The sequence below is a fragment of the Nocardia pseudovaccinii NBRC 100343 genome (assembly GCF_001613225.1).
Taxonomy (GTDB): Bacteria; Actinomycetota; Actinomycetes; order Mycobacteriales; family Mycobacteriaceae; genus Nocardia; species Nocardia pseudovaccinii.
The window spans coordinates 1-19,398 of sequence record NZ_BDBY01000126.1 but is presented as its reverse complement, the minus strand read 5'-3'; the positions used below and the strand labels follow the sequence as shown (position 1 = coordinate 19,398).

19 protein-coding genes and 1 pseudogene are annotated in these 19,398 nt (G+C 66.1%); 12 read left to right on the top strand and 8 right to left on the bottom strand.

The genetic code is table 11. The features are described 5' to 3' along the window. Positions 1-103 precede the first annotated feature (103 nt). Together glgX and NP3_RS15280 are read right to left on the bottom strand one after the other, a co-directional pair. On the bottom strand, positions 104-2,224 hold the full coding sequence (gene glgX / locus NP3_RS15285; protein WP_063041858.1) for a glycogen debranching protein GlgX: 2,121 nt from the start codon (positions 2,222-2,224) through the stop codon (positions 104-106). Between the two features lie 59 nt (positions 2,225-2,283). Further along, entirely contained in the window at positions 2,284-2,829 is a 546-nt protein-coding gene (locus tag NP3_RS15280) for a cupin domain-containing protein (RefSeq protein ID WP_063041856.1), read from the bottom strand. Positions 2,830-2,859: 30 nt separating this feature from the next. On the opposite strand from NP3_RS15280, the gene NP3_RS15275 reads away from it, so the two are divergent. Continuing rightward, positions 2,860-3,297 carry a MarR family winged helix-turn-helix transcriptional regulator gene (locus NP3_RS15275; RefSeq protein ID WP_063041854.1) on the top strand — a complete coding sequence of 146 codons (438 nt, stop codon included), beginning with the start codon at positions 2,860-2,862 and terminating at the stop codon, positions 3,295-3,297. Here the strand turns inward: NP3_RS15275 and NP3_RS15270 are convergent. Next, a complete protein-coding gene (locus NP3_RS15270; RefSeq protein WP_063041852.1) occupies positions 3,266-4,231 on the bottom strand; it encodes a bifunctional helix-turn-helix transcriptional regulator/GNAT family N-acetyltransferase in 966 nt (321 codons plus the stop codon). The two genes, NP3_RS15275 and NP3_RS15270, sit on opposite strands and share 32 nt — an antisense overlap. A gap of 151 nt (positions 4,232-4,382) precedes the next feature. On the opposite strand from NP3_RS15270, the gene NP3_RS15265 reads away from it, so the two are divergent. Continuing rightward, complete coding sequence (locus tag NP3_RS15265; RefSeq protein WP_063041850.1) at positions 4,383-5,651, top strand: adenosylmethionine--8-amino-7-oxononanoate transaminase; 1,269 nt, start codon at positions 4,383-4,385, stop codon at positions 5,649-5,651. Between the two features lie 4 nt (positions 5,652-5,655). Here the strand turns inward: NP3_RS15265 and NP3_RS15260 are convergent, their stop codons facing one another. After that, positions 5,656-5,976 carry a hypothetical protein gene (locus tag NP3_RS15260; RefSeq protein ID WP_063041848.1) on the bottom strand — a complete coding sequence of 107 codons (321 nt, stop codon included), beginning with the start codon at positions 5,974-5,976 and terminating at the stop codon, positions 5,656-5,658. 133 nt (positions 5,977-6,109) lie between these two features. Between NP3_RS15260 and NP3_RS15255 the strand changes: the two genes are divergently transcribed. The 3 genes and pseudogenes from NP3_RS15255 (at position 6,110) to NP3_RS15245 (ending at position 8,567) form a co-directional block, all read left to right on the top strand. Further along, positions 6,110-7,258 (top strand): 8-amino-7-oxononanoate synthase, encoded by a 1,149-nt coding sequence (locus NP3_RS15255; protein WP_063041846.1) that lies wholly within the window; start codon positions 6,110-6,112, stop codon positions 7,256-7,258. Then, complete coding sequence (gene bioD, locus NP3_RS15250; protein ID WP_063041844.1) at positions 7,255-7,932, top strand: dethiobiotin synthase; 678 nt, start codon at positions 7,255-7,257, stop codon at positions 7,930-7,932. The genes NP3_RS15255 and bioD overlap by 4 nt, the downstream gene beginning before the upstream one ends. Positions 7,933-8,099: 167 nt before the next feature. Next, positions 8,100-8,567 (top strand): annotated as a pseudogene (locus NP3_RS15245) (SRPBCC family protein). A gap of 18 nt (positions 8,568-8,585) precedes the next feature. On the opposite strand, the gene NP3_RS47960 reads toward NP3_RS15245, so the two are convergent. After that, positions 8,586-8,732, bottom strand: a complete 147-nt coding sequence (locus tag NP3_RS47960) for a hypothetical protein (RefSeq protein WP_157124336.1) — start codon at positions 8,730-8,732, stop codon at positions 8,586-8,588. Between the two features lie 47 nt (positions 8,733-8,779). Here NP3_RS47960 and NP3_RS15240 point away from each other — a divergent pair, with 47 nt between their 5' ends. From NP3_RS15240 to NP3_RS15215, 6 genes are all read left to right on the top strand, one after another. Continuing rightward, positions 8,780-9,946, top strand: a complete 1,167-nt coding sequence (locus tag NP3_RS15240) for an alpha/beta fold hydrolase (RefSeq protein WP_063041866.1) — start codon at positions 8,780-8,782, stop codon at positions 9,944-9,946. A gap of 78 nt (positions 9,947-10,024) precedes the next feature. Next, positions 10,025-11,113, top strand: a complete 1,089-nt coding sequence (locus tag NP3_RS15235) for an ABC transporter substrate-binding protein (protein ID WP_084508604.1) — start codon at positions 10,025-10,027, stop codon at positions 11,111-11,113. A gap of 2 nt (positions 11,114-11,115) precedes the next feature. Further along, positions 11,116-11,982: an ABC transporter permease gene (locus NP3_RS15230; protein ID WP_063041842.1), complete on the top strand. Its 867-nt coding sequence runs from the start codon at positions 11,116-11,118 to the stop codon at positions 11,980-11,982. Continuing rightward, positions 11,958-12,707 (top strand): ABC transporter ATP-binding protein, encoded by a 750-nt coding sequence (locus tag NP3_RS15225; RefSeq protein WP_084508603.1) that lies wholly within the window; start codon positions 11,958-11,960, stop codon positions 12,705-12,707. The genes NP3_RS15230 and NP3_RS15225 overlap by 25 nt, the downstream gene beginning before the upstream one ends. Then, a complete protein-coding gene (locus NP3_RS15220; protein ID WP_063041840.1) occupies positions 12,704-14,047 on the top strand; it encodes an LLM class flavin-dependent oxidoreductase in 1,344 nt (447 codons plus the stop codon). Before NP3_RS15225 ends, NP3_RS15220 begins: the two co-directional genes overlap by 4 nt. Positions 14,048-14,245: 198 nt before the next feature. Next, positions 14,246-15,499: an MFS transporter gene (locus NP3_RS15215; RefSeq protein ID WP_063041838.1), complete on the top strand. Its 1,254-nt coding sequence runs from the start codon at positions 14,246-14,248 to the stop codon at positions 15,497-15,499. A 221-nt stretch (positions 15,500-15,720) separates the two neighbouring features. Here NP3_RS15215 and NP3_RS15210 read toward each other — a convergent pair whose 3' ends face one another. Continuing rightward, complete coding sequence (locus NP3_RS15210; RefSeq protein ID WP_063041836.1) at positions 15,721-16,269, bottom strand: maleylpyruvate isomerase family mycothiol-dependent enzyme; 549 nt, start codon at positions 16,267-16,269, stop codon at positions 15,721-15,723. After that, positions 16,266-17,231, bottom strand: coding sequence for a sigma-70 family RNA polymerase sigma factor (locus NP3_RS15205; RefSeq protein WP_063041834.1), 966 nt, complete (start codon positions 17,229-17,231; stop codon positions 16,266-16,268). The genes NP3_RS15210 and NP3_RS15205 overlap by 4 nt, the downstream gene beginning before the upstream one ends. Positions 17,232-17,388: 157 nt before the next feature. On the opposite strand from NP3_RS15205, the gene NP3_RS15200 reads away from it, so the two are divergent. Beyond that, positions 17,389-18,807: a DHA2 family efflux MFS transporter permease subunit gene (locus NP3_RS15200; protein ID WP_063041860.1), complete on the top strand. Its 1,419-nt coding sequence runs from the start codon at positions 17,389-17,391 to the stop codon at positions 18,805-18,807. A 4-nt stretch (positions 18,808-18,811) separates the two neighbouring features. Here the strand turns inward: NP3_RS15200 and NP3_RS49150 are convergent. After that, on the bottom strand, positions 18,812-19,398 hold a 587-nt coding region (locus NP3_RS49150; protein ID WP_063041832.1), incomplete at its 5' end, for a nucleotidyltransferase domain-containing protein.

Here is a 19,398-nt window from a genome sequence, read left to right as displayed (position 1 = left end):
GCCGGGCCGGGGTGCGGCCGCGGGAGATGGGGTCGGTGTGGTGGGTCTGCATATCGGACTTGGGCGTCTCGATCTTCGGCGTCTCGGTCATCGGCGGTTTCGGTTATGCGGGGCAGTGGAGGACGAGCAGACAACGGGCGGGGACGGCGACGGTGCTCGCCGCCGGGTAGGTGGCATCGGCACGGCCGTCGGGCACCGAACAATCCAGTGCGACAGCCCATTCGGCGCCGTAATCCGGATCGGGCAGTACGAAGTCGAGTCCGCTGTCGTGGGCGTTGAAGCACAGCAGGAACGAATCGTCGGTGATGCGCTCGCCGCGCGGGCCGGGTTCGTTGATGCCGAGGCCGTTGAGATAGACCGTCAGCGACTTGCCGAAACCGCTGTCCCAGTCAGCGGGTGTCATCTGCTCACCCGCCGGGGTGAGCCAGGCGATATCGCGGGCGTGCTCTTTCGAGCGGATCGGCCGCCCCGCGAGGAAGCGGCGGCGCCGGAATATCGGATGCGCCGTACGCAGTGCGATCACCCGCTTGGTGAATTCGAACAGGTCCGAATTCGTCTGCATTAGTGACCAATCCATCCAGGCCAGCGGTGAATCCTGGCAGTAGGCATTGTTGTTGCCCTGCTGGGTGCGGCCCATCTCGTCGCCGTGAGCGAGCATTGGGGTGCCCTGACTGAGCACCAGCGTGGCCAGCAGATTGCGACTCTGCCTGGCGCGCAATGCGAGTATCTCCGGATCGTCGGTGGGACCCTCCACCCCGCAGTTCCACGAGCGGTTGTAGCTCTCGCCGTCGCGATTGCCCTCGCCATTGGCCGCGTTGTGTTTCTCGTTGTAGGACACCAGATCCCGCAGCGTGAAGCCATCGTGCGCGGTGATGAAGTTGATGCTCGCGCTCGGCCTGCGCCCGGTGACCTCGTACAGATCCGAGGATCCGGTGAGCCGGGAGGCGAATTCGCCTAGGGTGGCGGGTTCCCCGCGCCAGTAGTCGCGGACGGTGTCGCGGTACTTGCCGTTCCATTCGGTCCATTGGCCGGGGAAATTGCCGACCTGGTAGCCGCCCTCGCCGACGTCCCAGGGCTCCGCGATGAGCTTCACCTGGCTGACCACCGGATCCTGTTGCACCAGATCGAAGAAGGTCGAGAGCCGGTCCACATCGTGCAGTTCCCGTGCCAGCGTGGCAGCGAGATCGAAGCGGAACCCGTCGACGTGCATATCCAGGATCCAGTAGCGCAGCGAGTCCATGATCAACTGCAGCGTATGTGGGTGGCGCACGTTCAGGCTGTTACCGGTGCCGGTGTAGTCCATGTAGTGCGACGGGTCCTCGTCGACCAGGCGATAGTAGGCCGCATTGTCGATCCCGCGGAAGGCCAGGGTCGGCCCGAGATGATTGCCCTCGCCGGTGTGGTTGTAGACGACATCGAGGATCACCTCGATGCCCTCGGCATGCAGTGCGCGCACCATGGCCTTGAATTCGGTGACCGCCGCACCGCCGCGTGGGCTGGCCGCGTATTCGTTGTGCGGGGCCAGGTAGCCGAAGCTGTTGTAGCCCCAGTAGTTTCGCAGACCCTGATCCAAAAGGACGCGGTCGTGCAGGAATTGGTGCACGGGCATCAGCTCGATCGCGGTGATGCCGAGTTCCTTCAGATGCTCCACGATCGCCGGATGTGCGATACCGGCGTAGGTCCCGCGCAATTCCTCCGGAATGTCGGGATGCGTCATCGTCATGCCCTTGACGTGTGCCTCGTAGATGACCGTCTCGTGGTAGGGCCGATTCGGTGGACGGTCGGCGCCCCAGTCGAAGAACGGGTTGATCACCACGCCGGTCATGGTGTGCCCCAGCGAATCCTCGCCGTAGGTGTAGAGCGAGGAGTCGTTGTCGAATTCGCCATCGAAGGCCTTGCCGTAGGGATCGAGCAGCAATTTACTTGGATCGCAGCGCAATCCGTGCTCGGGATCGTAGGGTCCGTGCACCCGGAAGCCGTAGCGCTGGCCGGGTCCGATCGTCGGGAGATAGGCGTGCCAGACGTAGGTGTCGACCTCTTCCAGCGGCACTCTGGTTTCGGTGCCGTCCCTGGCGATCAGGCACAGTTCGACCGCGTCGGCAACCTCGGAGAACACCGAGAAATTGGTGCCTGCGCCGTCGTAGGTCGCGCCCAGTGGGTAGGCGGTGCCGGGCCAGACACCGAGGGGTGTCACCTCACCGGGCGCTGCGTCGGGCTGAGCCATGTCAACGACACTAGCGCCAGCCGGATCGCGCTCCGTGCGGGTGGTTGCGGCCGGGCGAGTCAGTCCTGGTCGGGGCCGGTTTCGAGCCAGCGCCGCCGGTAGCCGAGCCGGGTGGCCAGCCGGGCGAGTCCGCCGAATACCGCATGCTGCAGCCAGACCGGGATGCCCGCGAGATAGCCGTCCTGGTAATCCCACAGCAATGCCAGCGCCAATGGGTCGCGCGGCATCCGGGAGCCGACGGTGGTCTTGTGTGCGGCGTCGAGGTTGTGCCAGAGCTGGAACATCTCCCAATGCCGCAGCGGCGGCCGGATCTCGTGATCGAAGACGGTATCGGGCGCCTCGCTCCAGAACTCGTGTACCGCGCGCGGCGGTGCGGTGAGCGAATCACCCGGATGTACAACGGTTTCCGTGCCATCGATCTTGAAGCGGAGCCGACCGCTACGCAGCGTCCACGATTCGCTGAGCACCGGATGCCAATGGCGGCCCGCCTGCCGGTCCGCTTCCGGCAGTTGATGTTCCAGCCGCAGGTAGGGGCCATGCTCGTCCTCGCCGCGTTCGACGAAGGTTATGCGGTGGCCGTCGCGGAAGGTGAGTGTGTCTCGCATATCTCCAGATATAAAGGTAACCTTCATAATGTGTCAACGGTTGAATCGCACACCACGCTGTTGAAGCTGCTCGGTCGGGCGACGCACGCCCTCGAACGCGAGCTGAATCGGGAATTGCGGGCGGCGCTGCGCGACGATCTGCGCCCGGCGCATTACGCGGTGTTCCGCTATCTGGCGCCGGAAGGGTCGCGTATCAGTGCGTTGGCCGAGGAAGCGGGCATGACCCAGCAGTCGATGGGGGAGTTGGTGACGCATATGGAGCGGTGCGGCTATGTGGAACGGAAGATCGACCCGGATGATCGGCGGGCACGGCTCGTAGTGCTGACTGCCGAGGGGCATGCGGCGCTCGGTGTGGCGGCGGAGCGGATCAGACGGATCGAGCGGAAGCTGGTGGCGACTCTGAGCGAGCGAGGGCTGGCTGAGCTGCGACAATCGCTCAGTCGCGTACACGAGGCGCTGAGCGACTGAGTTTCACTGCCGCAGGCAGCGTCAGTCGCCACGTCTGGCCGACCAGGTCGTGGCCGAAGCTGTGGTGCGGATTCGATTCGACGAGTTCGAAACCCGCGCGCTGATAGATATGCCGCGCGGAGGTCAGGATGTCGTTGGTCCACAGCACCATGTCGCGGTAGCCGACCTCGGTGGCGAATCGCACGCAGCGCTCGACCAGTGCGGAGCCGACGCCGAGGCCACGCGCGGTCGGTTCGACCAGCAGTAGCCGCAGCCGGGCCGTGGTCTCGTTCTCCGCGACACAGAAGACACAGCCCACCGGCTCGCCGTCGTATTCGGCGATCCAGGCGTGTTCGCGACGCTCGTCGTGGTCGTCCAGATAGTCCGCGACAATGCGGGCTACGAGCGCCTCGTAGCTGGTGTCCCATCCGTATTCGGCGGCGTAGAGCGCCGCATTGCGCTGGATGACCCAGCCGTAATCGCCTGGTTTCGGGACGCGAAGCACCAATTCGCCGAGTCCCGGCCCGTCGAGTATGCGCTGGATGGTGCGCATGGAGGTGATCAGTCGCGCGCGCTCGGCCGGTTTGTGCGCGTTGAGGAGGTAGCCGACTTCCGCGCTCGAGCGCTGATTGAGCACGGCGAAGATCTCCCTGCCGCGGTCGGTCAACCGGACCTCTTGGCGTCGCCCATCGCTTTCGGAGCGATTGCGCTGGACCAGTTCGTCCTTTTCGAAGCGGGCCAGGATGCGGCTCAGATAGCCGGGGTCCAAGTCGAGCGTGCGGCGCAGCGTGACGACCTCGCTCGCGCCGGAGTCGGCCAGTTCGAACATGATTCGCGCTTCGGTGAGTGAATATTCGCTGTCCAGCAGGCCCTCGCGCAGCACCCCGATGACCCGGGTGTAGCGGCGGTTGAATTCGCGCACGGCAGCGATATCGGCGGCGGCAACGGTGGTCACGGCGGCTCCCAATGTTTGACTGAGTCAAAGAATACGTCGGAACGGTCGAGCCGGTGTGGAAATCGACGGGGGATCGTGCGCGCGCAGCTCGAGTGGTAACTTGAACACCGTTCAAGCCCCGCCCGGGCTGTCACGCGACCCGAGGAATCCTGTGGCATTGACCCCGCACGAGATCACCGCCATCGACGCCGAACATGTCTGGCATCCCTACGGCGGCTTTCCCGCGACGACCGAACCGCTGGTGGTTTCCGGTGCTTCCGGAACCCGGCTCACCCTCGCCGATGGTCGAGAATTGGTCGACGGGATGAGTTCGTGGTGGGCGGCCATCCATGGCTATCGGCATCCGGTACTGGATGCCGCCCTGGTGGCACAGTCGCAGCGGATGAGTCATGTGATGTTCGGTGGGCTCACTCATGAACCGGCGGCTCGGTTGGCCGAGTTGCTCGTCGAGTTGACGCCCGCCGGTCTGGACAAAGTATTCCTGTGCGACTCCGGTTCGGTATCGGTCGAGGTCGCGGTGAAGATGTGCCTGCAGTACTGGCGCGCCGCGGGTAAGCCGGAGAAGCGGCGGCTGCTCACCTGGCGCGGCGGGTATCACGGCGATACCTTCACGCCCATGAGCGTGTGCGATCCGCAGGGCGGCATGCACGCGCTGTGGACCGATGTGCTCGCCGAGCAGATCTTCGCACCGGCACCGCCGCGTGCGTATTCGGCCGAGTACGTGGCCGAGTTCGAACGGATGCTGGCCGCGCATGCGGAGGAACTCGCGGCCGTCATCGTGGAGCCGGTCGTACAGGGTGCGGGCGGGATGCGCTGGCACGATCCGCGGTATCTGATCGATCTGCGGCGCCTGAGCGACGAGTACGGAGTGCTACTGGTCTTCGATGAGATCGCGACCGGATTCGGGCGCACCGGAGCGCTTTTCGCGGCCGATCACGTCGGGGTGAGCCCGGATGTCATGTGTGTCGGCAAGTCGCTCACCGGCGGGTATCTGACCTTGGCCGCCGCGCTCTGCACCTCCCGGATCGCGGAGACCATCAGCGCCGGGCACGGCGGTCTCATGCACGGTCCGACCTTCATGGGTAATCCGCTGGCCTGCGCGGTCGCGGTGGCCTCGATCGAGCTACTGCTGCAACGGGATTGGCGCGCCGAGGTGACCCGTATCGAATCGGAGCTGAATGCCGGTCTGGTCCCGGCGCGTTCGCTGCCCGGGGTGGCGGATGTGCGGGTGCTGGGGGCGATCGGCGTTGTGCAACTCGATCATCCGGTGGATATGCGCAAAGCCACCCACGCCGCCGTCGAAGCGGGCGTCTGGCTGCGTCCTTTCCGCGATCTGATCTACACCATGCCGCCCTTCATCAGCACGACCGAGGACATCGAACGCATTACCGCCGGTATGGTCGCCGCCGCCCAGGCCTGACGCGTCAGGCGCGTTTGCGGGTTTCGTGCGCGGTTCCCGCGTTCTCGGGACGGTCGGTGTCGGAGACGATCTCCCAGACCCGGAAGACGCAGTGGTAATCGTCGGCCCAGCCGGAGGCGATCAGCAGGTAGTCGTCGCCGTCGCGCAGCAGGACGCGGCGACCCGGAAGTCTCGGATGCTGCGGGGTGAAAGTTGGCACGAGCGAGTGCATTTTGGCCATGGCCTGCTCGCGCGTGCCGACCACCTCCGCGAGCACCCGCGGCGACCAACGCTTGTGATCGCCGGAACCTGTTGTCTCTTCGACGACTATCGCCCACCGTGGCATTCGGCCCCACTCCCTTTGGCGGAAATGCCGCGCCACCGTCGGTCGGTGGCGACCTTCAACGATTGGCTCCCACGGTACCAGTACCAGACCCCGCCCATGCGGCTTGAACGGTGTTCAAGTATGCTGCGGAGCTGTGACTACCGATCCGTTGGGCTGGCTCGACGAACGCGCCGCCGAGCGCGTGCGCCTCGGGCTGCGCCGTGAGCTGCGCCCCCGTGCGGCACAGTCGCCATCGATCGACCTCGCCTCCAACGACTACCTCGGGCTGGTACGTCATCCGGAGGTCATCGAGGGCGCGATCGAGGCCGTGCGACGCTGGGGCACCGGGTCCACCGGATCCAGGCTCGTCACCGGCACCACTTCCGAACACGAGCAACTCGAGACCGAACTCGCCGAATTCGTCGGGGCCGAGGCCGGTTTGGTCTTCGCCTCCGGCTACGCCGCCAATCTCGGAGTGGTGACCGCGCTCGCCGGGCGGGGCGCGCTGGTCGTCTCCGATGCGGCCAGCCACGCTTCGCTGGTCGATGCCTGCCGGCTCTCGCGTTCGCGCGTGGAGATCGCCGCGCATTGCGATGTCGAGGCGGTCGAGCGGTTGCTGGCCGATCGGACCGAGGAACGGGCACTGGTACTTACCGATTCGGTATTCAGTGCCGACGGTGATATGGCTCCGCTGGCCGAGTTGCACCGGGTCACCCGGGCGAATGGCGCGGTACTGATCGTGGATGAGGCGCACGGGCTCGGTGTGCGCGGCGTGGGTGGGCGCGGGCTGGTGCACGAGGTCGGCTTGGCCGGGGAACCGGATCTCGTCGTGACCGCGACCCTGTCGAAAGCTTTTGCCGCACAGGGTGGTGTGGTGTTGGCCAGCGAGCGGGTGCGTGCGCATCTGATCGATGCGGCGCGCACGTTCATCTTCGATACCGGACTCGCACCCGCCGCGGTCGGAGCGGCGCGGGCGGCGCTGCGGTTGTTGCGTCGAGAGCCCGAGATGGCGGGTCGGGTGTTGGAGCGCGCCGCCGATATCGCGCGCGTTGCCGGTGTGGCGGAACCGGATTCGGCGGTTGTCTCGGTGGTGCTCGGAGAGGCGCAGGTCGCGTATGACGCCGCGCAGGAATGCCGCGCACGTGGACTCGATGTCGGATGCTTCCGTCCGCCGACGGTGCCCGAGGGGACATCGCGGCTACGGCTCACCGCACGGGCGAATTTGACTCCCGGCGAACTCGATACCATCGCAACGGTCCTCGGCGAGGTGCTGGCGCAGGCGCGCGGATTGGTGATCGCATGAGCGTGCTGTTCGTGACCGGTACCTCGACGGAGGTCGGTAAGACCGTGGTGACCGCCGCGCTGGCCGCAGCCGCGCTGGCCGCCGGTCGGTCGGTGGCGGTGTGCAAACCGGCCCAAACCGGTGTGGCGCCGGGTGAACCCGGCGATCTAGCCGAGGTCGAACGCCTCACCGGTGTCACGAGAACGGTCGAGATCGCGCGCTATCCCGATCCGCTGGCTCCGGACACCGCCGCGCGTCGGTGCGGGCAGCCGCTGTTGACGCTGAGTGAAACCGCCGCCGCCATCGACTCTCTCGCCGATGTGGATCTGACCCTGGTCGAAGGCGCGGGCGGATTGCTGGTCCGCCTCGGCGAATTCACGCTGCTCGAGCTGGCGCAGAAGCTCGATGCTCCGGTGCTCGTGGTCGCCGCGGCTGGACTCGGGACTCTCAACCACAGCGAATTGACCACGCGCGCACTGTCATCCGCCGGTGTCCGCTGTGCGGGGCTGGTTATCGGCTCCTGGCCGGACGAGCCGGGGTTGGCGGACGAGTGCAATCGTAGTGATTTACCTCGGCTTACCGGAGTCGAGTTGGTCGGCGCGGTGCCTGCGGGTGCGGGTGGGTGGGATCGCGCGCGGTTCTCTGCCGCTGCACCTGGTTGGTTCACGCCGGGTTGGTCTGCACTCGGTCATTAGATTTTCGCGGCGGCCCCGGCTGTCTCGGTGAGATGCGTCGCTCGGCAGCGGAGAGGCCTCGGCTGCGTGGTGAGTGCGGCGGGACTGGTGGATGGGCTGGCGACCCGGTGAGCTGTGGCGGCCTTCAGGCGATTCCGCGGATTGTCCGGCGCGACTAGCGTTGCCCCGTGGCTTCCACTCGGATCGGCTGGCATGTGAAAGCGCCGCGGGCAACCATTTATCGCCTGCTTCTCGACCCGGACGCGGTGGCAGCCTGGCAGGTGCCGACCGGGATGACCAGCGAGGTGCACGAATTCGACCCGCGCGAGGGCGGAACCTTCCGAATATCGCTCACCTAGGACGAGCCGACCGACACCGGCAAAACCACCGCGCAGACCGATACCTTCCACGGCCGCTTCGTGCAGCTGGTTGCTGATGAGCAGGTCGTCCAGATCGTCGAATTCGAGACCGACGATCCATCGGTGACCGGCGAGATGACCATCACAATCGACTTGATCGACGCCGACGGCGGCACCCAGATCAACGTCGTCCACGACGGACTGCCCGAGGGTGTCCCGCTCGACCAGAACGAACTCGGCTGGAGCATCTCCCTCGGCAAGCTCGCCACTCTCGCCGAAACCGGCGAACTGCCCTGATCGCGGCAACAGTCGTCGTCACGGCTCAATACTGAACACAGGCACCAGATTCCAGCGCTCGAGCTGGTGCGGACCTGCGACGGCGCGCGTCACCTCGACCTGCTGGTCGTGGGTTTGCGGCCGGTTGTCGGCGAATACTTCCGCCGCCAACTCGGCGATTGCCACGCGCACTCGCCTGGCAGCACTCGCGAACCGTCCCTAGAGTGGAGAAGATGTCGCCGTTGGACGATCGGCACCCGTCCACCGTCTCGGACTGGGACGACGCGCGACGGAGGGCCCGGCTTCGGGAGACTCGTCTCCGGCACGGGTGGCAGACGTTGCGCCGTACCAGGTTGGCGCTGCTGCGGGTCGCCTTGATATTGCTCGCTGGGCTCATCGTGTTCGCCCAGTACTGGGTGCACGACGTCACCCCCGAACGCGATCGGCTCGCGCGCACCGAACCCGCCGTCCTGCCGATCGCGACCCCCGCGCACGATCGCGATTGGGACACGGTCGTCGTCGATATGGTCGGTCTCGGTGGACTCAATGCCAGCAATACCGCGGCTGCGCTGCCCGCCCTCAGCGATATGGGAGTGGTCTGGGCCATCAAATACGACAATCAAGGTATCGACACCAAGGTGATCGCGGATCTGATCATCCGCGCCGCCCAGATGTCGGGGCTGAAGAACGTTGTGCTGGTCGGACACAGTATGGGCGGGGTCATCGCGCTCGAGGTCGCGCGGCATATCCACCTCGACAGCGACCTGCGCCTGGTGGGAGTGATGCTGGACTGCACGCCGGTGGATTTGAACGCGGTGCGTCCGGAGAGTCGCGGTGCGGGCGAGGATATGGTGCGCTGGATGGGCTGGCTGCCGGGGGCGCGGGAAAGTCGCACCCTGCGGTTGGCGGTCGAAACCTATGCGCGCCGTGACCGATTCGTCGATCGCGGGGCCAACGGATTGCCCGGAGTCCGGCTCGAGCCAATACGCGATGTCATCGAAGAAGTGTTGCGCGACAAGGTCTTCTCCAAAGACGTGGCAAGCAACGGCCTGATCGAGACGCAGTTCCTGGCGATCGTGGCGGGCGGTGCGATCAACGATCTGCGCGCGCTGTCCCGGCCCGCCGACGGCAAACCGCGCCCGGCCATCGTCTTCATCCGCCCGCGCAATCCGGATAACGACCGGGTGGTGGATGTCGAGTACTCCCATCAGGTACTCATCGAGCGGGCCGGTGGCGTCGACGGCTCGCTGCTGGTCGTCATGCCGCGAAATACCGGACACGCCAATCCGATGCAGCGCCCCGAGGAGTACAACCGGATCATCGACCAGCAGATCCTGCCGTTCATCCAGCGATACCAGGAGCAGGTGCGTGCGACGATCTCCGCGGCGGCGCCGCGCTGAGTCGGCATCGGGCGCTGCGTTGGAATCATGCTAAGGCAAACCGTATGCGTGCCGGTTTCGTCTTGATTCAATCACCGCATGTTCCGACCACGTACGTTCCTGACCGGCCTGCGCGGCCGCACTATTGCCGCGTTGCTCGCTGCGGCGACCGTTGCGAGCCTGGGTGTGACCGGCTGCGCGAGCGACGACAAGCCGGTCGGTAAAACCGACGCCCCGCTGCCCACCGAAATCCCCGCGGGCACAAAGCTCGTGCTCGCCGATCAGCAAGAGCGGTTCAAGTCGGTACTCCAGTTCTCCGGCGAGCTCGACAAGTTGCCGTTCAAGGTGGAGTTCGCCAATTTCATCGGTGGACCGGCCATCCTGGAGGCATTCCGAGCCGGCGCCGCCGATGTCGCGACCGTGGGTGATGTCCCGCCGATCCATGCGCAGGTCGCCGGTCAGGATGTGCCGATCGTCGCGGCTTACCAATCCAATCCCAACGCACTGAAACTCGCGGTGGCGCCGGGCAGGACGGCCACCACGCTCGCCGACCTGAAGGGCAAGAAGATCGCCTACGCGGAGGGCACCGCCCAGCAGGCCGCGGTGCTGCGGGCGATAGCCAAGGCCGGGCTGAAACCCACTGATGTGCAACTGGTCCGGCTGCAGCTCGCGGAGTTCCTGGACGCGGTGCGCACCGGCCAAGTCGATATCGCGCCGCTGGCCGAACCGAACGTCACCCGGCTGTTGCGTACCCCGGGCGCCTCGCTGATCCCGGATTCGGAGACCACCGGCATCTACGGCGGTGTCGGCTACCTGTACGCGCGCCGCGCCGCGGTGACCGACCCGGCCAAGGCGGCCGCGACTCGGGCGGTGGTCGCCGCCTATATTCGCGCCTACCAGTGGGTCAATACCCACCAGGAGGAGTGGGCGCGCAAGTACTACGTCGAGAACCAGAAGGTCAGTGCCGATGATGCCAAACGCATCGTCGATTCGTTCGGCACCTACACCTTCCCGCATCTGGATCAGCAGCTCATCGATCGCCAGCAGGGCACCATCGACGCGATCGACAACGCGGGCGAACTGCCCAAGAAGGTGCGCGCCGCCGACGATTTCGATCTGCGCTTCGACGCCGTCGTCACCCAGGCCGTCACCGAGAGCGGCGCCGCGTTCGAACCGAAGGCGAAATAGCAATGGCTACCTTGGATGCCGGTGTACTCGGCCGGATCGGACGAAGTTCACGCACCGCCGCGGAGCCGGTTCTGGCCCGCCGCAAGCCGACTCGGCCCCGGCTCGGACCGGGCCGCCCGATTCCGTTCGGCATCGCCATCGGACCCGTGTTGCTCATCGCGGCATGGGTGATCGGATCCGCCTCGGGCGCACTGGATGAGCAGACACTGCCCGCGCCGTGGACGGTCGCCGAGACCGCACGCGATCTGCTCGCCGACGGCAGACTGCAGTCGAACCTGCTGACCTCGCTGAAGCGTGCGGCCTGGGGCCTCGGGCTCGGTGTGGTGATCGGTGTGGTGCTCGCCTTGATCGCCGGATTGAGCCGCGTCGGTGAAGCCCTGCTGGACGGGCCGATTCAGATCAAACGCTCGATTCCGACGCTGGCGCTGATCCCGCTGTTCATCGTGTGGTTCGGCATCGGTGAGGACATGAAACTCATCGTCATCACGACCAGTGTGGCGATTCCGATCTACATCAATACCCACGCGCAACTGCGCGGCGTCGACAGCCGGTATGTGGAATTGGCCGCAACGGTGGGTCTTTCGCGATGGGGATTCATCCGCCGGATCGCGTTGCCCGCTTCGCTGCCCGGATTCTTTACCGGACTGCGGCTGGCAGTAACCATTTCCTGGCTGGCGCTGGTCGTGGTCGAACAGGTGAATGCCACCAGCGGCATCGGCTATCTGATGACGCAGGCGCGCACCTACGGCCAGATCGACGTCATCGTGGTCGGCCTGGTGATCTACGGCATGCTCGGATTGTTCGGCGATCTCGCCGTGCGCGCGACGGAACGGAGGGCGTTGTCATGGCGGCAGACGATCGCGGACTGAGTGTGGTCCGAACCCGCGGGCTGCGCAGGGGTTTCGGTGACCGCGTTGTGTTGCACGGTATCGATCTCGATATCGCGCGCGGCGAATTCGTCGCCCTGCTCGGGCGCAGCGGTTCGGGTAAGAGCACCTTGCTGCGTGCGCTGGCCGAGCTGGACCGCGATGTGCTCGGCTCGGGTGAGTTGCGAGTGCCGACGGAACGTGCGGTGGTGTTCCAGGACTCGCGGCTGCTGCCGTGGAATCGGGTACTCGACAATGTGACTCTCGGTTTGAACAGTGGCGACGCCGCCGAGCGCGGTCGTACCGCTCTGGCCGAAGTCGGTCTCGCCGGGCGGGAAAAGGCTTGGCCCAAGGAGCTTTCCGGAGGTGAGCAGCAGCGCGTCGCCTTGGCGCGGTCCCTGGTCCGGGAGCCGGAGTTGCTGCTTGCCGATGAGCCCTTCGGCGCGCTGGACGCGCTCACCCGCATCAAAATGCATGTGCTGCTGCAAGACCTGTGCGCCAGGCACAAGCCCGCCGTCTTGCTGGTGACCCACGATGTTGATGAAGCGGTGCTGCTCGCCGACCGCGTACTCGTCCTCGACGAGGGACGTATCGCCGTCGACCAGCGCATCGATCTGGAACGTCCACGCCGCCACATCGATCCGGACTTCAACCGCCTGCGCGAGCTGCTGCTCGCCAGCCTCGGCGTCGATGTCGCGGCCCTGCACGATGAGAAGAAAGCCTCATGACCCGCCAACTCAGCCTCAATGCGTTCATCTACCCCTCCGGACATCACGAGGCGGCCTGGCGGCATCCGCAGAGCCGACCCGACCGGATCTACGATGTCGCCTACTACCAGGAGATCGGCCGCACTGCCGAAGCCGCGAAACTCGACGCGGTGTTCTTCGCCGACGGGCCCGCACTGCGCACCAATGTCAAGCACAATGCGGCCTCGGGGCTGGAACCGATCACCCTGCTGACCGCGATCGCGACGGCCACAACCCATCTCGGGCTGATCGCCACCGCGTCCACCACCTACTACGAGCCCTACAACCTGGCCAGGCTGTTCTCCACACTCGATCACATCTCCGGTGGCCGGGCGGGCTGGAATATCGTCACCACCGGCACCGACCTCGCCGCAGCGAATTTCGGGCTCGACAAACATCCCGATCACGCGACGCGATACGCGCGGGCGCGCGAATTCGTCGATGCGGTCGTCGCGCTGTGGGACAGCTGGGAGGACGACGCCATCCTGCTGGACCAGGAGGCGGGCATCTACGCCGATCCGGACAAGATTCACCCGATCGACTTCGTCGGCGAATACCTCAGTGTGCGTGGGCCGTTCAACGCGCCGCGCACCCCGCAGGGACATCCGGTGCTCGTACAGGCCGGTGCGTCGAATGACGGCCGGGCCTTCGCGGGCCAGTACGCCGAGGCGATCTTCACCGCGCACCAGCGGCTGGAAGACGCGCAGGCGTTCTATGCCGATATCAAGGCCAAGGCCGCCGAATTCGGCCGGGACGCCGAGCAGATCAAGATCTTGCCCGGCATCAGCCCGTTCATCGGCGATACCGAGGCGGCGGCCCAACAGTTGGAGCGGGAGTTCAACGAGCTCACGGTGCCCGAATACGGGCTGAAGCAGTTGGAGGGCATCGCCGGGGAGAGCTTGCGGAACCTGCCGCTTGATGAACCGGTGCCGCTCGAATTGTTCAGCGATGCGGGCGATGTCACCGATAACGAGCGCAGCCGTCGGCAAGTGGTCGCCGGAATCGTGCAGCGGGAACGGCCCACCGTGCGCGGGCTGCTGCATCGTCTCGCCGGTGCCCGTGGACATCGGGTCTTCGCCGGTACGCCGGAGCAGGTCGCGGACACCATCGAGGAATGGTTCCGCAATGGCGCCGCCGACGGTTTCAATGTGATGCCGCCCTACTACCCGGGTGGTCTGGAGGTCTTTGCCGAGCAGGTCGTCCCGATCCTGCAGCGGCGCGGCCTGTTCCGCACCGAATACACCGGAACCACACTGCGCGACCACTTCGGGCTGCCGCGCCCGGAGAGCAGGCACGCCCGGCGACCGGTGCTCGCGCAGTGAGCGGTTGTACCGGTCCGCATCGAGCCGAGAGAAGTTATTGCCATCGTCGGGCCCAACGGCACCGGCTACACCACGCTGATGCGACTGGTACGCGGTGGCCGTGACAGGGAGAGTTCGTCGCGGGAAGGCATGTGCTGCATGAGCGTTCGGCGAGAGCAAGGTTTGCCTGGCCCGTCGAGCGCAGGACCATCCGCACCGATGCCTTCGCATGTCGCAGGCACTTTGAGCGAGCGCGTCGGCGCCACAACAGAATCCGTTCGCCTGCGTTCACTGCTGTGGACTGTGTTCGTGCCGGTGGTGCTCTACGGCATCGGATCCGGCGCGGCCGCACCCATGTACGCGTTGCGCGCATTGGATCTGGGTGCGTCGGCCGGTGTCGCCGGAATCGTCGTCGCGCTGAGCGGATTGGGGATGGTGCTGGCCGATCTGCCCGCCGGGCGGATCGTCGCGCGCATCGGGGAACGCTGGGCGATCGCCGTCGGATCGGGCCTCGGTCTGGTCGGGGTGCTGTGCGCGATCTTCGCCCCGCATACCGGGGTGCTCGCGGTTGGTGTGCTGCTCAATGGGACCGCCAGTGCGGTATGGGGTTTGGCGCGACAGTCCTACATCGTGGCTGTTGTGCCACCGGACGAGCGGGGGCGTGCGTTCTCGGCTCTGGCCGGTGCCTCGCGTCTCGGATCGTTCTGCGGACCGTTCATCGGGGCTGGAATGGTGTATGCGATGGGGCCGAGCGGTGCGCTGTGGTTGCAGTTCGGTACGACCGTCGCATCGGGCGCGGCGATGCTCACCATCCGTTCGGCGGACGCCGACGATGCGGATGCCGCCGATCACACCCTGCGTTCGGTGGTCGTCGAAAACCGCAGGGTGCTGGGCACACTCGGTCTGGCGGCACTGCTGATGGGTGGTGCGAGGGCGACGCGCACCGCGCTGCTCCCGCTGTGGGCCGCGCATATCGGCGTAGGTGCAGCCGCTACGAGCCTGATATTCGGCATCGCCGGAGCAATGGACGTGCTGCTGTCCTATCCGGGCGGCATCCTGCTCGATCGCTACGGCAGCCGCGCCACCGGCGTGCCGTCGATGGTGCTGTTCGCGGTCGGCTTCGCGGCGCTGCCAGTCACCTCGACGGCGCTCGAACTCACCGGTGCCGCCGTCCTGCTCGGGCTCGCCAACGGCGTGAGCAACGGCATCATCATGACCGTCGGCGCGGGCGTCGCACCGCCGGGCCAACGTGCGGAATTCCTCGGCGCCTGGCGTCTGACGCATGACATAGGCATGTTCGCCGGGCCGATTGCCGTCGGCTTGATCAGTGCCGCAACGGTTCTCGGTGCCTCAGCGCTCGCCGTCGCCGCCGCGGTATTCGCAGGCGCGGTCGCCATGCACCGCTGGTTCCCGGGCGCCTATCCCGCCGTGTTCGCAGAAGCACGCCGCGACCATGCCCGGACGCCCGACTGAGCGCTCGGCCCGCCCATAACGCAGCACCTTGGTACGTGCCGTGCACCTTCTGCGAGGTGTTCGAGGGCCCTGTTCCTATGCGCTTTGGTACTGCGAGACGCTGATCGAGTTCGGCGTGCCAGTCCTGTTTACGGCGCACACCCAGTGCTTGCCTCGAATAGGTTGCGTCTTGTGCGAGGTATTCGCTGGTATGCGAAGCCTGCGCCGATGCGCTCGAATGCTCAGGACGCCGGTCGAACTCGGCCGAGGTAGGCGAGCAGCCGGTCGCCCGGGTCGCTGGTCGGCGGTTCGATCGGTGGACCGAACAGGGGCCACCGGTCCGCGATCGGGACGAGTTCCGGTGCGATCGACAGTAATTCGCGGGCGAGGTGCTCCGGGATCGACGGGGCTCTGCGATCGGTGGCGGCGAGATCCCAAGCGTGGACCGTCAATTCGAGAGCGCCGACGGTCCCGAGGACGCGGGCGGGCACCGGCTTCCCGAAGACGACCACCGACCCGGGGTGCTCATTCGCCCAGTCACCGAGCAGCGCCACGGCTCGACTTCGAATATGGGCTGTCCCCGCACAATTCGGTAGTGGTGCACCCGGCGTGAGCCGAACTTGCCCACCCGCCAGACCTTCCCGCAATGCGGCAATCGACTCGTCCACATGCGCGAGCAGCATGCGCGTATTCCAGCCCTGGCACGGTGTGGGCCCTGACAGATCGGAACCGATGCCGGGCAGTGCCGACAGCAGATACGCGACCGCCCGCTCGAGCAGATCATCGCTCATGGCAGTGCGGGCTCGGGCGACACATACGACGTGGGCAGTCCGAACGCCGCGAACATCGAGCTGTCGTGATACGAGACGACATGCGCGACCCCGGTCGCGGTCACCGTAAGGATCTGCAGCGATTGCGCCCGACCGCGCAGGTAGAACGCGAATCCGGGCTGACCGTTCGCGGCGATCGGCACCATCCGGACCTCGCCCGCGCTATAGGGACACTTTGCCCGAACGAGCTCGATGATCGTGGTATTGCCGCGGAACCACTCCTCGATAGGCGGCATCTCCCACACCGCGTCCGACCGCAACAGCGTGACGAGCGTATCCATATCGGCGGCTTCGAATGCGGCGGCATAGCGGTCCAGCAGCACGCGGATTTCGGGGTCGCTCGGCTCGGCTACCGGCGTGTCCGGCTCCAGTTCCGCGAGCGCCGCATGTGCGCGCTGCAGCATGCTGTTGACCGCGGCCACGCTGGCTCCGATCAGCTCGGCGACCTCGGCGGCCCTCCAGTGCAACACATCTCGCAGTATCAACACCGCACGCTGACGCGGCGGCAGATGCTGCCAGGCGGCGACCAATGCCAGCCGCATACCCTCGCGCGCCGTGACGATGGCGGCCGGATCCGAGGTCTCGGGTGCGATGAGCACATCCGGCATCGGTTGCAGCCAAGGAATCTCGGGCGCGAAGTTCACCGGGCGCGTGGGATCCGCGGTGGGCTCGGATAATCCGGTGGGCAGCACCCGGCGTCGCTGCTCGAGCGCATTGAGACACGCATTGGTGGCGATCCGGTACAGCCAGGTCCGCATCGAAGCGCGCCCCTCGAAATCGCCGTATCCGCGCCAGGCCCGCAGCAGCGTCTCCTGCACCAGATCCTCGGCGTCGTCGACCGAACCCAGCATCCGGTAGCAGTGGGCGAGCAGTTCACGCCGATACGGCGCGGTACGGGCGGCGAATTCGTCGCTGTCGGTCATATGCAGTCCTTCCGGGGTGTCCCGAATGGTGTCCCTCTGAAATATCGACCGCCGTGCCGCCCAGAACTCATCGGTGCGATGAGTTTCGGGCGGTGGTCGGTCGGTATCTGTGCGTGCCCGAACCATCTGGCACACCGAAACCAAAGGAAGGATCACCGTGAGCACACCAATCGTTTCGGCGGTGACACAGCGCTGGGTGCTGGTACTCGGCGCGGTCGCGTCGCTGATGGCGGCACTGGACACCCTGGTCGTCGCCACCGCACTCAGTACCATCCGGCACGACCTCGGGGCGTCGCTGCAGACGCTCGAATGGACCGTCAACGGATATAACCTCAGCTTCGCAGTCTTGCTGATGACCGCGGCGGTACTCGGCGACCGCTTCGGACGCAAGCGGATGTTCATGATCGGGCTCGGCATCTTCGTCGCAGCGTCTGGGGCCTGCGCGATATCGACCTCCGTCGCGATTCTCATCGTCGCCCGCGTGGTGCAGGGCATCGGCGCGGCATTGCTCACGAGTCTGGCTTTGGCACTGGTCAGCGCGGCGTTTCCGCCGGAGAAGCGCGGTATGGCCATGGGGCTGCTGCAGGGCATCACCGGTCTCGCCGTCGCGTGTGGTCCGCTGGTCGGCGGGGCCGTCGCGGAGGGGTTGTCCTGGCAATGGATCTTCTGGCTGAACGTGCCGATCGGGCTGCTGGCGCTGCCACTGGTGGCGGTCCGTGTTCCGGAGGGCTTCGGCCCCGACACCACGGTGGACGGCACTGGACTGGCACTGGTCACCGGCGGCGCATTCGGTGTGGTGTGGGGATTGGTGCGCGGCAATATCGCGGGCTGGTCGAGTTCGGAGGTGCTGATCGCGCTGGTCGGCGGGATCGCGTTGCTGATCGCCTTCGCCGTCTGGGGAGCGCGCACCCGCGAACCGATGTTCCCGATGCGGCTTTTCGTGAATCGCGGTTTCGCGGTGGGAAATACCGCCATATTCCTCACCTTCGCCGCTCTGTTCGGTGAGGTGTTCTTCTACGCGCAGTTCCTGCAGGCGGTCCTGCACTACGGTCCACTCGGCGCCGGATTGCGGCTGCTGCCATGGACGCTCACGCTCTTCTTCTGCGCGCCGGTGGCCGGTGCGCTGGCCGACCGGATCGGGGAGCGGCCGCTGATGGTGAGCGGATTGGCTCTGATGGCGGGCGGCATGCTCTGGATCGCCGCCATCGCCGACCCGGCGATGGCTTATGGCTCCTTCGTCGTTCCGTTCATCGTCTCCGGCGTCGGCACCTCGATGGTGCTGCCGTCGGCACAGAGTTCGGTGGTCGGCGCGGTCGAACACGCGATGCTCGGCAAGGCGGCTGGTGCCAACAGCATGATGCGCGAGCTGGGCGGCGTCTTCGGAATCGCCATCGCGGCAGCGGTTTTCGCCGCAACCGGTGGATACGGTTCAGTGGATGAATTCACTGACGGATTCGGCTCGGCGATCAAAGTCGGTGCGGCACTCGCTCTGCTGGGCGCGGTGGTCGCACTCGCACTGCCCGGGCGCAGGGCGGGCGTAGCAGTTGACCTCGAGGAGGTGACAGTACCCGTCTGAGCCGTCAATCCTGGTGGGTCGAAATGCTTTCCAGCCATGGGTGATCGGGGTGCACCCGCGACAGCCACTCGAACAGCCGGGACCTTTGGGAGCGGTCCATCATGGGTAGCGCACGACGGAAATCGGCTTCATCCTTGTCGCGGCGTGCCTTTGCCTTGAACAGGAGCCCGACTTCGGGAGTCGCGTACGGAATGCCCTCGCTGGTGTGGCGAATCAGATCTTCGTAGGGCAGGGTGATCGATGGGTCGCGGCGGCACACCCATCGATCACCGACGTGCGGTTCCCGAAACACGTCGAGCCGATAGCGCCCGATCGCGGGTTCGCGTAGCCAGGTCTGATGGAAGTCTGCCGACTTCGCCGGAAACGGCCAGATTCGGTGGTCACCGATAACATCCCACTCGAAACCGGGAAAAGCAGCGACAACCTCGCTGAATCTGCCTTGCGGGACACCGATTTCGAGGTCGCTGTGTTCCCGAGCCCCGCCGCCGGTGAACAGATCCAGCGCCCATCCCGCGCTCACGCACCACGGAACCGTGACATCCGACAACCGCTGCGCGACTTCGGCAGGCGTCCACGCCGCCCAGAGCCTTT

Coding starts and splice junctions, on each gene's coding strand:
- glgX (WP_063041858.1), bottom strand. CDS start 2,224: ATGGCTCAGCCCGACGCAGCGCCCGGTGAGGTGACACCCCTCGGTGTC.
- NP3_RS15280 (WP_063041856.1), bottom strand. CDS start 2,829: ATGCGAGACACACTCACCTTCCGCGACGGCCACCGCATAACCTTCGTC.
- NP3_RS15260 (WP_063041848.1), bottom strand. CDS start 5,976: ATGCCACGGTGGGCGATAGTCGTCGAAGAGACAACAGGTTCCGGCGAT.
- bioD (WP_063041844.1), top strand. CDS start 7,255: ATGAGCGTGCTGTTCGTGACCGGTACCTCGACGGAGGTCGGTAAGACC.
- NP3_RS15240 (WP_063041866.1), top strand. CDS start 8,780: ATGTCGCCGTTGGACGATCGGCACCCGTCCACCGTCTCGGACTGGGAC.
- NP3_RS15235 (WP_084508604.1), top strand. CDS start 10,025: ATGTTCCGACCACGTACGTTCCTGACCGGCCTGCGCGGCCGCACTATT.
- NP3_RS15230 (WP_063041842.1), top strand. CDS start 11,116: ATGGCTACCTTGGATGCCGGTGTACTCGGCCGGATCGGACGAAGTTCA.
- NP3_RS15225 (WP_084508603.1), top strand. CDS start 11,958: ATGGCGGCAGACGATCGCGGACTGAGTGTGGTCCGAACCCGCGGGCTG.
- NP3_RS15220 (WP_063041840.1), top strand. CDS start 12,704: ATGACCCGCCAACTCAGCCTCAATGCGTTCATCTACCCCTCCGGACAT.
- NP3_RS15215 (WP_063041838.1), top strand. CDS start 14,246: ATGCCTTCGCATGTCGCAGGCACTTTGAGCGAGCGCGTCGGCGCCACA.
- NP3_RS15210 (WP_063041836.1), bottom strand. CDS start 16,269: ATGAGCGATGATCTGCTCGAGCGGGCGGTCGCGTATCTGCTGTCGGCA.
- NP3_RS15205 (WP_063041834.1), bottom strand. CDS start 17,231: ATGACCGACAGCGACGAATTCGCCGCCCGTACCGCGCCGTATCGGCGT.